This is a genomic window from Microcoleus sp. bin48.metabat.b7b8b9.023 (genome assembly GCF_013299185.1).
GTDB lineage: Bacteria > Cyanobacteriota > Cyanobacteriia > Cyanobacteriales > Microcoleaceae > Microcoleus.
The window spans coordinates 24,767-38,411 of sequence record NZ_JAAFKG010000054.1 but is presented as its reverse complement, the minus strand read 5'-3'; the positions used below and the strand labels follow the sequence as shown (position 1 = coordinate 38,411).

At 46.3% G+C, this 13,645-nt stretch carries 13 protein-coding genes and 1 pseudogene; 6 read left to right on the top strand and 8 right to left on the bottom strand.

Translation table 11 applies throughout. From position 1 onward, the window contains the following. Positions 1–3: 3 nt before the first annotated feature. Positions 4–264 (top strand): annotated as a pseudogene (locus QZW82_RS25105) (NAD(P)H-dependent oxidoreductase); the annotation flags it as partial. 253 nt (positions 265–517) lie between these two features. Here QZW82_RS25105 and QZW82_RS25100 read toward each other — a convergent pair. Continuing rightward, positions 518–748, bottom strand: coding sequence for a hypothetical protein (locus tag QZW82_RS25100; protein ID WP_293154483.1), 231 nt, complete (start codon positions 746–748; stop codon positions 518–520). Between the two features lie 519 nt (positions 749–1,267). Between QZW82_RS25100 and QZW82_RS25095 the strand changes: the two genes are divergently transcribed. Beyond that, positions 1,268–1,987, top strand: coding sequence for a TPM domain-containing protein (locus tag QZW82_RS25095; protein WP_293154480.1), 720 nt, complete (start codon positions 1,268–1,270; stop codon positions 1,985–1,987). 30 nt (positions 1,988–2,017) lie between these two features. Here QZW82_RS25095 and QZW82_RS25090 read toward each other — a convergent pair whose 3' ends face one another. Continuing rightward, positions 2,018–2,401 (bottom strand): DUF4346 domain-containing protein, encoded by a 384-nt coding sequence (locus QZW82_RS25090; RefSeq protein WP_293154477.1) that lies wholly within the window; start codon positions 2,399–2,401, stop codon positions 2,018–2,020. Positions 2,402–2,539: 138 nt separating this feature from the next. Between QZW82_RS25090 and QZW82_RS25085 the strand changes: the two genes are divergently transcribed. Together QZW82_RS25085 and dcm are read left to right on the top strand one after the other, a co-directional pair. Beyond that, entirely contained in the window at positions 2,540–2,677 is a 138-nt protein-coding gene (locus tag QZW82_RS25085; protein ID WP_293154474.1) for a hypothetical protein, read from the top strand. 101 nt (positions 2,678–2,778) lie between these two features. Further along, positions 2,779–3,864 (top strand): DNA (cytosine-5-)-methyltransferase, encoded by a 1,086-nt coding sequence (gene dcm / locus QZW82_RS25080; protein WP_293154471.1) that lies wholly within the window; start codon positions 2,779–2,781, stop codon positions 3,862–3,864. On the opposite strand, the gene QZW82_RS25075 is transcribed toward dcm, so the two are convergent. The 6 genes from QZW82_RS25075 to QZW82_RS25050 form a co-directional block, all read right to left on the bottom strand. After that, a complete protein-coding gene (locus tag QZW82_RS25075) occupies positions 3,851–4,261 on the bottom strand; it encodes a hypothetical protein (protein WP_293154468.1) in 411 nt (136 codons plus the stop codon). The genes dcm and QZW82_RS25075 overlap by 14 nt on opposite strands. After that, a complete protein-coding gene (locus tag QZW82_RS25070) occupies positions 4,258–4,383 on the bottom strand; it encodes a hypothetical protein (protein ID WP_293154466.1) in 126 nt (41 codons plus the stop codon). The genes QZW82_RS25075 and QZW82_RS25070 overlap by 4 nt, the downstream gene beginning before the upstream one ends. Positions 4,384–4,406: 23 nt before the next feature. Then, positions 4,407–4,670 (bottom strand): hypothetical protein, encoded by a 264-nt coding sequence (locus tag QZW82_RS25065; protein WP_293154463.1) that lies wholly within the window; start codon positions 4,668–4,670, stop codon positions 4,407–4,409. Continuing rightward, positions 4,667–5,086, bottom strand: a complete 420-nt coding sequence (locus QZW82_RS25060) for a hypothetical protein (protein ID WP_293154461.1) — start codon at positions 5,084–5,086, stop codon at positions 4,667–4,669. Before QZW82_RS25060 ends, QZW82_RS25065 begins: the two co-directional genes overlap by 4 nt. Before the next feature lie 162 nt (positions 5,087–5,248). Further along, positions 5,249–7,057, bottom strand: coding sequence for an aspartate kinase (locus tag QZW82_RS25055; protein ID WP_293154459.1), 1,809 nt, complete (start codon positions 7,055–7,057; stop codon positions 5,249–5,251). Positions 7,058–7,557: 500 nt separating this feature from the next. After that, on the bottom strand, positions 7,558–8,310 hold the full coding sequence (locus tag QZW82_RS25050; RefSeq protein WP_293154456.1) for a Uma2 family endonuclease: 753 nt from the start codon (positions 8,308–8,310) through the stop codon (positions 7,558–7,560). A 333-nt stretch (positions 8,311–8,643) separates the two neighbouring features. Here QZW82_RS25050 and QZW82_RS25045 point away from each other — a divergent pair, with 333 nt between their 5' ends. Both QZW82_RS25045 and QZW82_RS25040 read left to right on the top strand, forming a co-directional pair. Continuing rightward, on the top strand, positions 8,644–9,303 hold the full coding sequence (locus QZW82_RS25045; protein WP_293154453.1) for an HAD family hydrolase: 660 nt from the start codon (positions 8,644–8,646) through the stop codon (positions 9,301–9,303). A 612-nt stretch (positions 9,304–9,915) separates the two neighbouring features. Continuing rightward, positions 9,916–13,260 carry a PAS domain S-box protein gene (locus QZW82_RS25040; protein WP_293154450.1) on the top strand — a complete coding sequence of 1,115 codons (3,345 nt, stop codon included), beginning with the start codon at positions 9,916–9,918 and terminating at the stop codon, positions 13,258–13,260. The last annotated feature ends 385 nt before the right edge of the window (positions 13,261–13,645 follow it).

Here is a 13,645-nt window from a genome sequence, read left to right as displayed (position 1 = left end):
AGCAGTTTCGAGCATTTGGACGGGAAAGTTGCAGGTGCAATCAGCGTGTTGGGAGGACAAGCGAACAACAACGCCCTTAACGATTTGCGAACCATTATGAGATGGGTACACGCTTGGGTAATTCCCGAACAAATTGCGATCGGACAAGCTTGGAAAGCTTTTAGTCCCGATGGTAAATTGTTGGATGAAAAACTGTCTCAAAGGTTCGATGAATTTGCTATGAGTTTAGTAGAAAATACTAAAAAATTGCGAGGAATTTCGTAATTCAGTTGACAGTTGACAGTTGACAGTTGACAGTTGAAAGCACTTGACCTATAAGTCCGAGGATTGGGGTAATGAATCGTCTGATTTTAATTTCTCAAGGGCGATCGGGGCTCCGGCTTTCAACCAATTTTTTCTGGTAATTAGACCGATCGCAAATGTAGTCGAGGATGCAACTGGGATAGCCTTATGGTGTGTCAGTTCCAATAATTGCTCGATTTGAAGAGGCTGACTCTGACGCACCCTACAAGCTATCTTAAAATGGCATATCGATTGCATCCCCGAAAGGATGCGGTACGTCGATCGGCATTCTTCCGGGTTTAGACTCATAGTTATCAATCCACTTTTTAGCCAATTCCAAAGCTTCCTCTTCAGTTTTGGCATTTTGGACGGCGACGTGGCGGTTGCCGCGGCTATCCCAAACTTCGACGTAGAATACTTTCTGGGATTGAAGAATCCAACCTTTATAAGTGTCTGCTGGTTCCATACTTAAAATCGTAAAATAATCCGGCGGGGAGTTGGACTGACGACCTAATTATAAATATTGCACCGTGTAAAATGAATTTTACAGGGGGTTCTATAGTATTTTTGGAAAAAAGTCAGTGTTACGGTTAACCTCGTCATTGACCCCAGCCCAAAGGCATGGGGCTTGAAAGAGGAAGGCTCACCACCTTCACAAATTCAGGACTAAACCAGTGTCTAGCCTACGTCTTTAAGACAAACTGAACTGTCTGGGAGTGGTATCCCGCAAAACGTTAAGAATGCCTCCCTAGTTTTTAACCACTTTGGCAGTCAGTGGCGAAGGGAAATATACACCTAGAAATAGGGCTTACCGCAACTTTTCGGTAGCAAACACTATGCGTACAGGGTCGCAAAATTTGAAACGGTAATTGTCCCGTTGAAAGTGCAACACTTTCATCACACCGAACTCTTGCGACTCCAAGGCGGTAGTAACAACAAATGTAAAGCCGTCCTGAAAGGACGGGGTTTCAAACCCATTTTTCTGATGACTAGACTAGAGCAATTATTTAACTGGAGAAATTATCTCCAACAAGCGGCTGTGACGATCGCGATCGTCTCGATCGCATTCCAGATAGCGGTATTGCCGGCATTGGCGACGGGCGTTTACGAACTACCAGCGTTGTCGGCGGGCGATCGAACTTGGGTGTGGGACAAAGGCGACGTACTCAGCCGGAGCACCGAAAGCAACGTCAGCAGCGTGCTCGACACCCTGGAACAGAAAACAGGAAAACAAGTCAGGTTTGTCACTATCCACCGCCTAGACTACGGCGAAACGACGGCCACTTTCGCAGATCAACTATTTGAACAGTGGTTTCCCGCAAAAGAAGACCAGAACAATCAAATTTTACTCGTTCTCGACACTGTTACCAACAGCGCGGCAATTCGCACCGGCGAAGGGGTAAAGTCACTGCTAAGCGATGAAATTGCCCAGAGTGTAGCTGGGGAAACTGTGCAAGTGCCGCTGCGAGAAGGTAATAAATACAACGAGGCATTTTCCGAAGCTAGTTCCCGGATTGCGACTGTGATGTCCGGCGAACCAGATCCGGGCGCGCCTAAAGTTGTGGATAACATTCAAGTTGAAGGCACGTTTAAGAAAGCTGAAGAAACAGACCAAGGTAATGCCACAGTTGTTGTGGTTGTGCTGTTGGTGTTGGCGACAGTGATTCCGATGGTGACTTATTTCTGGTATCAAGGTTTTTCTTAAACAGTTGACCTGTGACAGTTGATGCTTCGACTAATCTTGAACGTATTCTCGATCGTTCAACAAAGCAATTTCTGCCCGCACAAATTCCCGTCCCAGATAAGCCGCGTGATCGAACATTGTCACCGGGCTGGGGCGGGTTTCTTCTAGGATTTTCACGCAAAGTTCTTTTGCGGTTCTGCCGCTAAAAAGCGTGCACTGAGCGCGTTCTACTTTGCCGCGGGCGGGGATCGGTTTGCCGGTTTCGGGATCGACAGCCAGACCGCGATCGTCGATGATGTTGGTGAAGTGTTTGGCGCAAATTGAGCTGGTGGTGCGATCGACATAGATGATGAAGTAGCCGCCCGGATCGAGGTCGATGTGACGTTTGGATAGCTTGTCATCAATTGCGGTGAGGTTTTCCAAGGTTTGACTCATGGTTGTTAAACAGTTGACAGTTGACAGTTGACAGTTGACAGCGAAGTGACAATAACGGAGATTTAAACTCCGTTCTTATCACAATCTACCTTCATGCTGGGCCTTCAAACCCCTGCTGTTGGTGAAAGGAAGTAGATAATGGCTGTATTTTGTTTTGCTATTTCTAGTTTAGTCGGCTGCGGGACAAGTTTGGGAGTTTTTTGGGCGATCGGCATTCTACCCGATATCTGCATACACGGCAATTCCCTGTGGGATGTCGGTTTTTGTTTAGATTAGTTTTTTGAACCACAGAGAGCGCAGAGAGCGCAGAGTGGAAGAAGAGAGAGGAACAAAATCTGTTATTATTAGATTTAGTAATGTTTTACGTTAAATTATAGATGAAATTTATAGACTTATTTTCGGGAATAGGAGGTTTCAGGCAAGGTTTTGAAAAAGTGGGGTTTAAATGCGTTTTTTCCTGCGAAATTAACAGCAAATGCCGGGAAGTGTACGCAGATAATTTCGGCGAAGTTCCGTTTGCAGACATTAGTAACATCAATCCCGCGGAGTTGGGAGACTTTGATGTTTTAGTTGCGGGGTTTCCCTGCCAACCTTTTAGCATCTGCGGCAAGAAGCTGGGGTTTGAAGATACTAGAGGTACGCTGTTTTTCGAGATTTGTAAAATCATCAAAATTAAGCAACCTCAAGTAGTTGTGCTGGAAAATGTCAAGCACTTAATCCATCACGACAAGGGAAATACTTTAAAAGTAATTATTGCCAGCCTTGAAGATTTGGGATACAGCGTAAATTATAAAATTTTGAATGCTAAAGATTTTGGAATTCCCCAACACCGCGAACGAATATTTATTATTGCAACTCAGGGTAAAAAGTTTAATTTTTCTCATCTCAAAACCAAGTTTCCGCCAAGACTCAGGGAATTTCTAGACGAGACAGGAGATTTTGAAATATTGGATAAATCTGAGTATACTTTAATTGAGTCTCCGAGAAAGCAAGATTCGGGACTTGTATTTGTAGGTTACAGAAATAAAGGTACTTGGAAAACTGGCGTGAGGCCGAATACAGAACATTTATCGAGGGTTCACAGACAGCCGAATCGCATTTATTCGGTGGATGGCGTGCATCCGACAATTCCTTCGCAAGAAACATCGGGCAGGTTTTTTGTCTATTTTCGCGATCGAGATTTGGTGCGAAAGTTGACGCTGAAGGAATGCTACCGTCTGATGGGTTTTCCTGAAGATTTTAAGAGTTATCCGAGTGCGGGGGAAAGTTACAAGCAAATTGGGAATTCTGTTTGTGTACCGGTGGTGGAGGCGATCGCGAAAGAAATATTAAGTCAAAACTTATTGTATGATGAAATTAAGGAAACACAAAAACATCCCGAGTCGCGAATTATTCAAGAAGTAGGGACTCTAGCTACCAACTCTGATTCACTCCGAGAAGATTTATCGGTCATACCTTGTTAAACCACTCTAGCCAGTGGGTTAAGGTTGCTGCTGAAGTAATATCTTCCGATCCATATTCCTCACTCTTATGATAATAAATATAAGCTCTCTCACTACCATTATGCGGGCAGAATAAGCAGATTGTACGGTCTAGTTCTAAGCTTGTCCAAGCAAGTCTAATACTACCTCGGTCATCTGTAGCAATGGATGCTTTAGGGAAATTATCACCCATGCTATCATAAGCCTCAACAACCAATTTCATCGCTGTCCTGAAAGCATACTCGGTCGGCCTTAAAATTCCATACTCATCCTCTTCTTCTAAATCTAAAAGTTCGATCAGACGTTCGATAGTGATGCGAAAATTTGATAAACCGCTATTGCTAGTGCTATTAGTAATCTGTTCGTTCGCTACAGTCATAAATCTAAATCCCTTGGTTTCCATACAATTTGAGATTGCTGTGCTAACAAGTCAGCCAGCAAATCAGCCATCTTAGGGTCATCTTCTTCGTAAGGTAGACCTGCAATCTCAGCGTGAGACATAGAGTCAGGAATTACATCTAAACCTAACTCGCGAATACCCCCACCTCAAGGCGAGCAACTCCATAGCATTTTTTGAATCTTGCAGCACATTGTTCGGGAGAACAAGCACTAGCAATGTTTACAGAAATACCTTGTTCATTTTTATTTTTACGTAAGTAGTAAGCTTCAGATTGAACCAGTCCAGTATCCTCATTTATCCACGGTTTGCGAAGTAATGCCCGGTAGACAATAGCGCTATTAGGTAGTGGTTCAAAGTCTGACCGATCGCTAAAACTTTGTTCGTTCATGCTTGATTAAACCACTGTAGCCGATCGACTAATGTTGTTGCTGAAATTACCTTCTCTGAACCGTGTTCATCATTTTTGCGATGATAAATGCGAATAGGTTGCTCGTCATCGTCAATAAACGGACAAAACAAGCGAACTTTACAAGCCGGATGTACACTTGTCCAAGTCAGGCTAACACCACCTTGATGATCGGTACAAGCTGAGGCTTTTGGGAAACTGCTTCCCATAACAGAATGTGCTTCTACAACTAAATTAAGTGCTGTTTTGAAAGCAAAATCGCTGGGTTTTAAAATGCCGTATTCATCCTCATCATCTTCGCCTTCATAAAGTTCTCCAAGACGTTTGAGGGTGATACTCAATCCTGAGCGGCTGTAGTTGCTAGTGCTATCAGTAATCTGTTCGTTAGCTACTGTCATAAGATTAAATTCCTTTTAGTCGATCGCCAATTCGATCCTAACACAGTTTAATGCTTGGGCATTTGCAGTAAGAACTTTTGTCGCTAGTTCATAAAAAAGTAGGACTGAAGTCCTTACTACAAACCTGTAAGAAAGGACTAAAGTCCTTACTACGAACCTTTATTAGGCGGGAATTTGGATTTTTTCTGTGCCGGCAAGTTCAAACGCGGCGTGAATTGCTTTCAAAGCTGTGACACCTTGGGCTTCATCCACAACGCAGCTAATCTTAATCTCAGAAGTGGCAATCATTTGAATGTTGATGTTGTGCTCGGAAAGCGCTTCAAACATCTTCGCCGCTACTCCCGGATGCAGTACCATGGCGGAACCTACTACGCTAACTTTAGCGATTTCTGTATCGACTGCTACTTCGCCCCAGCCGAATTCAACTGCTGATTTTTCTAGGACTTCTTTAGCTGCGGCGGCATCTATTTGTGCTACGGTAAATGCTATGTCGCGTGTTAGGATGCCGTCGATATTGTGGCAGCGTTGCGATTGAATGATTGTATCTACGCTGATGTTTTCTTCTGCTAACAGTCCGAACAGTTTTGCTGCTACTCCGGGCCGATCGGGCAATTGGCGAATTGCCAGACGCGCTTGATTGAGATCTAACGCTACGGCGCGCACTGCGGGCGGTTTGTTCGATGAGGAATGCAGCCCGATCGGCGAGTTGGCGACATCAAATGCTTTGCAGAGTTCGGCAACTGCCCGATCGCACTCCGCAGCATCGATCGTACAACTAACCTTCACTTCGGAAGTGGAAATCATCTGAATGTTAATTCCCGCATCCGCTAAAGTCTTAAACATCTCGGCTGCTACCCTCGGCCTCCCGATCATTCCGGCACCGGCAATGCTAACTTTAGCTATGGGTCGTTCCTCTGCTTTTACTTCGGGTTCCCCCAATTCTGGGCGAGAATTCTTACCCAAGGCGGGGACGATTGCATCTGCAACCGCGACAGCTTGATTCAGGGAATTTCGCCTGACTGTAAAGGCGATATCGTTCGTATTTCCTTCGTGAATTGATTGGATAATTAAGTCTACATCGAGACTTTGTTGCGCGATCGCACCGAACAACCGCGCTGCTACTCCCGGGCGATCGGGCAAACGCAACAGCGATACGCCCGCCTGATCCAAGTCAAATTCCACCGCATCGACTGCTTTTGCGAGCTCTAAGCCCTCCAAAGGACGCGGTTGGGGGGGAGGCGACACCACGCGGGTACCGGGGGCGTCACTCCAGCTAGAAAGCACTACCAGGGGGACGCCGTAATTTTTGGCAATCTCGACGGCGCGCGGATGCAAGACTTTTGCACCCAAACTCGCCAATTCCAGCATTTCGTCGCAGGTGATCTCATCCATCAATTGCGCGTCGGCTACCAAGCGCGGATCTGTAGTCAGAATTCCGGGCACGTCGGTATAAATTTCGCATTTGTCGGCGCGCAAGGCTGCGGCGAGGGCTACTGCTGTGGTATCCGAACCGCCGCGCCCCAAGGTGGTGATTTCCAATTCTCCGGCGTCGGCGATGCCTTGAAAACCGGCAACGACGACGACTTTTCCGCTATTTAACTGGGTTTCCATGCGCGCCGGATCGATTCGCAAAATCCGGGCGCGGGTGTGGGCGGCTTCGGTGACGATGCCGACTTGGGCGCCGGTGAGGGAAATGGCGGGCTGTCCCATTTCCTGCAATGCCATACTCAAAAGTGCGATCGATACTTGTTCCCCAGTGGAAAGCAACATATCCATTTCCCGTTTGTTGGGATTTGGGGAAATTTCCTTAGCGAGTTTCACTAAACCGTCAGTCGTTTTCCCCATTGCCGAAAGTACGACGACGAGGGAGTTTCCAAGCTGTACTGTTTTGACAACTCGTCGGGCTACTTCTAAAATGCGATCGACTGTACCAACCGACGATCCGCCAAATTTTTGAACAATTAGTGCCATAGGACTTACACAAAGCTACAAAATACTTATCAAATAATACAAGCAGCTTCTGGATTACAAGCGATTATTTTTAAATTTTCCATACTAGAAATTAGCTGAACCACAAAAAATATGTGCGTAGGGGCTAGTTTTACAGCCATTTACGAATCAAAAAAAATAATTTAATAAACCCGCCCTCTTGATTCTAGCAATTGCGATCGGTGCTTGAAATCAAGCAAACAAAAAATGTTTGTAGTAAGGACTTTAGTCCTTGATGCTCTGCTCTTAAGGACTGAAGTCCTGACTGCAAACCGGAGTTAATTTCACACCCGAAGATTGGAAATGATTTAGAATTGCCATATAGCAATCCTAAATGATTGATGAAGATTTGTAGGGGTAGTGCCCCCGTGCCTACCCCTTATCTATCCGGGGAACCAGGGTCTTTAAGAACCCTACAAAAATTATGCAAATGATTTAGGACTGCTATAGCTGTCAACTGTCAACTGTCAACTGTCAACTGATTATCTGCCTTCTAACTCTCGCAAACGCGCTTCCAAAGCTTGAATTCGCAACTCAGCTTCTATGCGCCTTTGTCGTTCTTTTTCTGCCTGTTCCTCCGCCGCCAACAGCAAAGTCCCCAAGTCATCCCACCAGCGCAGCCAAGGCAGTTCTACGCCCTGATAAACTCCTTGCCAAATGCCTAATTCTACTCCTATTTGTGCGATCGGGTAATGTCCGCGATTATTTGGTGCGGCTAACTCGAAGCGGTCTTCGACTAAATGATAGACTTCAACTTGGGCTTTTTTAACTTCATAAATCGCGTAAAAAGCAGGTCTAATAATCCGCTCGTAAATCCAGAACTTCCCCTTTCTGGGAGTCTTATCTCTTTCTTCGCTTCCATCTCCAGAAACAAATTCTAGTATAATTAACGGCGGTATTAATTCTTTCCACATCACATAGGAACGCCGCATATTTCCGTCGAGAGTTGGCGGCACGTCGGGGACGTAAAACCAATCTGGTGCTTCGGCTCCTTTTTCGGGCGGTTCTGGGGGTTGCGCTACTCGCCAATAAATACCTGAATCTTGACCGATGCAGTATTGTCCGTCGGGATGAATTTGGTCTAAAATGGGTCGAACAGATGTTGTTAGCAGGATGCTTTGAGGAAGTTCTTGAAAGTTTTTCACAAAAGTACCGTCGGAGTCGGGTAATTGAGTGTGGTCGGGAAATTCTGTAAAATCTGTTACTAGAAGTTCGGTTTTTTCGGTGACACTCATATTGACCTCTTGAATGTTGAAAGATTATCGGCATTCACTTAAATTCGGCAGGATTGGTAATCGGTAATTGGGAAAAATGTAATTGCCAGCACACATTACTTAATTGAGTAATAGTATACTGGTTTATTGGGTGCATCTCAACTTTGAAGCCTGAAGAAGCATGACCGCATATAAGTTATTAGTTATAATCTCATATTCACTGCGGTCATGCTTCGCCCCGGAGCGATATATTTCCCAAACTCCCGATGCAACCCGTTTATTGTTATTTATAGATTGACAATTCTATTGTATCATCGTTTTCAGCCTCATGTTGCTATCTAGGGAATTTTGAATATGAGTCAGTACAAGTTAATTATTTTCGACTTCGACGGCACTTTGGCAATTACTCATAGAGCCATTATATCTTGCATTACTAAAACTTTTGAAAGTTTTGGTAACATACCGCCTGAGGCAGAAATAATTCAAGCGACGATCGGCATTAATTTACCAAATACTTTCAAAATCCTCCATCCGGCGATCGAGGAAAGCGCAATTCCGGAATGGGTTGAAACTTACCGCTCTTTTTATCGGACGGAAGGTGAAAAGCAGCTCGATTTATTTCCCGGGACAAAGCAAGTATTGCAGGTAGCAAGTAAGTCAGAATTGAGTCTGGGAGTTTTCAGCAACAAACACGTTAATTTTGTTAATTTGTTCCTGGAAAAGTTGAGAATTAACGGTTTTTTTGATTTAATTTTAGGTGATGACGGACAAATTATTCAAAAGCCAAATCCGAGTGTTTTCCACTCGATAATTAAACCGCTGTTCCCGGATTTGGATAACAGTCAAATGTTAATGGTTGGCGATACAGCGGTTGATTTGCTGTTTGCTAAAAATGCCGGTATAGATTCTTGTTGGGCGGCTTACGGCTACGGATCTCGCGCTGAGTGTCTGGCCCTAGCACCGACTTTTGCGATCGATGATATTTCGGAACTGGCTGCGATCGTTCAAAATTAATCTTGACTCGGTTTTTTTCAGAATAGTTTGGATCGTTTAACAACTAAAAAAGATTTAATTAAAAATATTTCACTAGAGCCGGAGTCTCTATTTTGGATCTAGAGGTAAAACTTTATTGCCGGCAGCAGTAAGCCGACTAAACGCTGTTAATTAATATTAGTTTTAAAAATGAATGCAACTGTAGGTAAACTCCCAACTGCGAGATTCATCAGCAAGTCCCAATCTAAAGTCTAAAATCTCAAATGGTATAAACTATACCAGAGATAGAGAAGGCGCGACAACAACTATTATAAGTTAACGGGTAAGAGTCTTTTGAATGCAAAAAGTACAAGGTAGAAGGCAAGAAAAACCCGGCACACTGATTTATTGTTGGTATAATTTAATGCACAAATTTTGGAGAATGACTTTGTAACTTCGACATATAGCGGATCTAGCTCTCATATTCGCGGACGTTGTTGGGAAGAGAACCCTATACATTTAAGCGGTTATGTAAGCTGTCAGTCATACCTCATCTTTTTGAGAAAGGCTATATAAGAAAATAGGAAATTTTTGTTAAAATTGCAGGGTATGCTGCCGATCGCGATCGATAATAAACTCAATCTATAAAAACTTATGCAGATCGATATAAGTATTCCTTTTGACAATCTATCGCCGAATCGTACCGGCCCCAATGCACCGAATTTAATAGAAGAAGTATGGAGGCTGTACGATCGCGCGCTGGCAGCTACCAGCAACGGCATCGCGATCGCGGACGCTACACAGCCGGATAACCCAATCGTCTACTGCAACCCAGCCTTCGAGAAGATTACAGGCTACGATCGCAGCGAAATCATCGGACACAACTGCCGTTTCCTGCAAGGCCCCGATACCGATCGCGCAGCCGTCGATCGCATCCGCGCAGCCCTGCGAGAACAACACGACTGCAAAGTAGTTCTCAAAAACTACCGCAAAGACGGCACGCCCTTCTGGAACGAACTCACCATCTCACCGGTGCGCGATAGCAGCGGCACCGTTACCCACTTCATCGGCGTCCAAGCTGAGATCACCGATCGCATTCAAGCAGAAGAAGCCCTCAAACAAGCCGAGGCAAAATACCGCAGCATCTTTGAAAACGCCACCGAAGGCATATTTCAAATCGCCCCAGACGGGCGCTACCTCAGCGCCAACCCGGCACTCGCCCGCATCTACGGCTACGATTCTCCGTCAGAACTGATCGCAAAATGTTCGGCAACAAACCTTTATGTCGATCGCACCCGCCGCGCCCAATTCGTCGCTACTATTACCAAAAAAGGCTCCCTGAAAGAGTTTGAGTCCTGCATACTCCGCCGGGACGGCAGCACTACCTGGATCTCGGAAAACGTGCGCGAAGTTGAGGGCGAAAATGGCGAACTCCTTTACTACGAAGGAACCGTCGCCGAAATCGCCGATCGCAAGCGCGCTGAAGCAGCCCTGCGCGATCGAGAATATTGGCTGAAAACCGCGATCGATGCCGTACCCGACGCCGTCAACCTCACAGACAGCGAGGGGCGCTGGCTGATTGCTAACGACTGCGCCCTCCAACTTTTGGGCTGGGAAACCTCCGACTATCAGGGCAAAACTACCGCCGAACTTGCTGCTACTGCCGATCCGAGAGTCAGAGAAATCCTGCTAACTTGGCAAGAAACCGAGGAAACTACCTGGGAAGCCGGTACTCTGACTTGCACCCGCCAAGTTGTCTCCTTACCTACAGGCGGCAGCAATTGGTTTGAAGTGCGGAAAGTGCCGCTGTTTAACCCCGACGGTTCGCGTAAAGGCATGGCAGTGGCGGGGCGGGACATCACTCAGGAAGTAGAAGCAGAGGCAGCTTTGCGGGATAGCGAACAGCGGTTTCGGGCAATTTTTGAACGCGCTGCGATCGGCATGACAGTGGCTACCCTCGAAGGCGTGGCGATCGCCACTAATCCGGCATTTCAAGCTATGCTGGGGCGATCGGAAGCCCAACTGCGCGGCGCCGGCATCGACGACTGGGCGCATCCGGAAGACGCAAAGTCCGATCGCCACTTGCGCCAAGAGTTGGCCTCAGGATCGCGCGAAGCTTACCAAATCGAGAAGCGCTACCTCCGCCCAGACGGCAGCATCAGGTGGGGACGCCTCAGCGCCTCTGTCATCCACAGCAGTCTCAAAACGCCACAGTTTATTTTGGAAATGGTAGAGGATATTACCGATCGCAAACTTGCCGAATCAGCTTTACTGCAAAATGAAGCTAAGTGGCGATCGCTAATTCTCAACAGTTCCGACATCATAACCATTCTCGACGCCTGCGGTCGCATTGTTTACGAAAGCCCTTCTGTAGAAACAGTCTTGGACTACGAACCAGAGGAACTCATCGGTCAAATTGCCCTCGATTTCATTCACCCTGATGACCTGCCCTCGGCGATTTCCGACGGCGAAAAACTGCTCGCAAATCCCGGCGATCCGATCGCCCTTAAAGGTCGGTTCCGGCGCCCTGACGGTTCTTGGTGTTTTCTCGAAGGAGTCGGCATCAACTTGCTAGCAGACCCCGCTGTGAACGGAATTGCGATCAACTCTCGCGACATGACGGCGCGCAGACAAGCAGAGTACCGCCTCAGCAAAATCAACGAGTGCTTTTTGGCATTCACCACCGACGCCGCCGACAACATTCAGCGCCTGACATCCTTAGCCGGCGAGCTTTTGGGCGGCAGCAGCGCCATCTACAGCCACGTCGGTGGCGGGCTGCTGCGCGCGATCGCGACTTGGCAAGCGCCGCCCGATTACCCAGAGGTCGATCGCGCCGAAGGCCATGTCTGCACCGATGTCTGCCACCAATCCAGCGATCGGGCTGTGGTCATTCCTGACTTGCAGAACACCATCTACGGCGAAATCGATCCCGCTGTCATCCGCTACCAACTCAAAAGCTATCTGGGACAAGCAGTCAGGCTGGGAGAGAATTACGTAGGTGTGGTGTGCGTAATCTACACCGAGTCGATCGCACCCACAGAAGCCGACTGCAAGCTGATCGGAATTATCGCTGGGGCGATCGGAGTTGAGGAAGAACGGGCTGCTGCTGCCGATCGCGATCGACAAAAATCCCAGGAATTGCAAGCAGCTTTGCGCGAATTGCAACAAACTCAAATGCAGTTAGTCCAAACCGAAAAAATGTCTTCCCTCGGACAAGTGCTAGCAGGAATTGCCCACGAAATTAACAACCCAGTTGGCTTTGTCGCCGGCAACCTCTGCCACGTCCGCGGCTACGTTCTCGACTTGCTAGACATCGTGCAGATGTATCGAGAAGAATTGCCGAATCCCCCAGCCAAAATTCAGAAACAAGCTGAAGATATAGACTTAGAATTTTTAGCAGAAGACCTGCCAAAGTTGCTAAATTCGATGCACACAGGATGCGATCGAATTGTAGAAATCATTCAAACTCTCCGCAATTTTTCCCGGGCAGACGAAGCTAAATTCAAGCCTGCCGACCTTCACGAAGGTTTAGAAAGTACCTTGTTAATGTTGAACAGCAGGCTGAAAGCCAAGGCACACTGGCAGGGAATTGAAGTAATTAAACAATACGGAGAACTGCCAAAAATACCATGCCATCCCGGACAGCTCAATCAGGTATTTATGAATATATTGGCAAATGCAATCGACGCTTTAGAAGAAAGCAGCAGCCCAGCCACAAATACCCCCAATTCAAGTTTTCCAACAATCACCATCAAAACAGAAATGATTGATAACAATAGAATTTGTATTCGCATCTCAGACAACGGCCCGGGAATTCCCCAAGATAATATCATGCGTTTATTTGACCCATTTTTTACCACAAAACCCGTAGGTAAAGGCACAGGTTTGGGCTTGTCAATTTCGCATCAAATTGTGGTTGAAAAACACAAAGGTAAATTGCAGTGCCTCTCGGAACCGGGGAAAGGCACTGAATTTATCATCGAACTTCCAATCAAATAAGCTCGTATCTTCCACTTTGTACAATTGTCGCTCTAAATACCAAGCAAAAAAAAAATCTTGCTACAACAAACACAAACTTTAGACCAAGTGAAATGGAGAATTGTTTTATCAAATATTTTCGCGCTTTGCGTCGCTCGATTTTCGATCTTTTTTTGATACGATATTTCTGCGACGCAGCCTACAGATACTAATCATATCATGTCCGATCGATTACCATAACAAAAAAGGTTTGTAGTGCGGACTTCAGTCCGCAGCATTTTACGGACTGATATCAAATCCGCCCTTCATCGTCCTGTATTAATCTCTCTCTTCTCTTCCTTTGCGTCCTTTGCGCCTTCGCGGTTAAATCATTCCGATGCAACCGGAAACGATATGAAGTCCGCAC

Bases quoted from the DNA above. Each gene is read 5' to 3' on its own strand.
- QZW82_RS25100 (WP_293154483.1), bottom strand. From the start codon at position 748: ATGGAACCAGCAGACACTTATAAAGGTTGGATTCTTCAATCCCAGAAA.
- QZW82_RS25095 (WP_293154480.1), top strand. From the start codon at position 1,268: ATGACTAGACTAGAGCAATTATTTAACTGGAGAAATTATCTCCAACAA.
- QZW82_RS25090 (WP_293154477.1), bottom strand. From the start codon at position 2,401: ATGAGTCAAACCTTGGAAAACCTCACCGCAATTGATGACAAGCTATCC.
- QZW82_RS25085 (WP_293154474.1), top strand. From the start codon at position 2,540: ATGGCTGTATTTTGTTTTGCTATTTCTAGTTTAGTCGGCTGCGGGACA.
- dcm (WP_293154471.1), top strand. From the start codon at position 2,779: ATGAAATTTATAGACTTATTTTCGGGAATAGGAGGTTTCAGGCAAGGT.
- QZW82_RS25075 (WP_293154468.1), bottom strand. From the start codon at position 4,261: ATGACTGTAGCGAACGAACAGATTACTAATAGCACTAGCAATAGCGGT.
- QZW82_RS25070 (WP_293154466.1), bottom strand. From the start codon at position 4,383: ATGTCTCACGCTGAGATTGCAGGTCTACCTTACGAAGAAGATGACCCT.
- QZW82_RS25065 (WP_293154463.1), bottom strand. From the start codon at position 4,670: ATGAACGAACAAAGTTTTAGCGATCGGTCAGACTTTGAACCACTACCT.
- QZW82_RS25060 (WP_293154461.1), bottom strand. From the start codon at position 5,086: ATGACAGTAGCTAACGAACAGATTACTGATAGCACTAGCAACTACAGC.
- QZW82_RS25055 (WP_293154459.1), bottom strand. From the start codon at position 7,057: ATGGCACTAATTGTTCAAAAATTTGGCGGATCGTCGGTTGGTACAGTC.
- QZW82_RS25050 (WP_293154456.1), bottom strand. From the start codon at position 8,310: ATGAGTGTCACCGAAAAAACCGAACTTCTAGTAACAGATTTTACAGAA.
- QZW82_RS25045 (WP_293154453.1), top strand. From the start codon at position 8,644: ATGAGTCAGTACAAGTTAATTATTTTCGACTTCGACGGCACTTTGGCA.
- QZW82_RS25040 (WP_293154450.1), top strand. From the start codon at position 9,916: ATGCAGATCGATATAAGTATTCCTTTTGACAATCTATCGCCGAATCGT.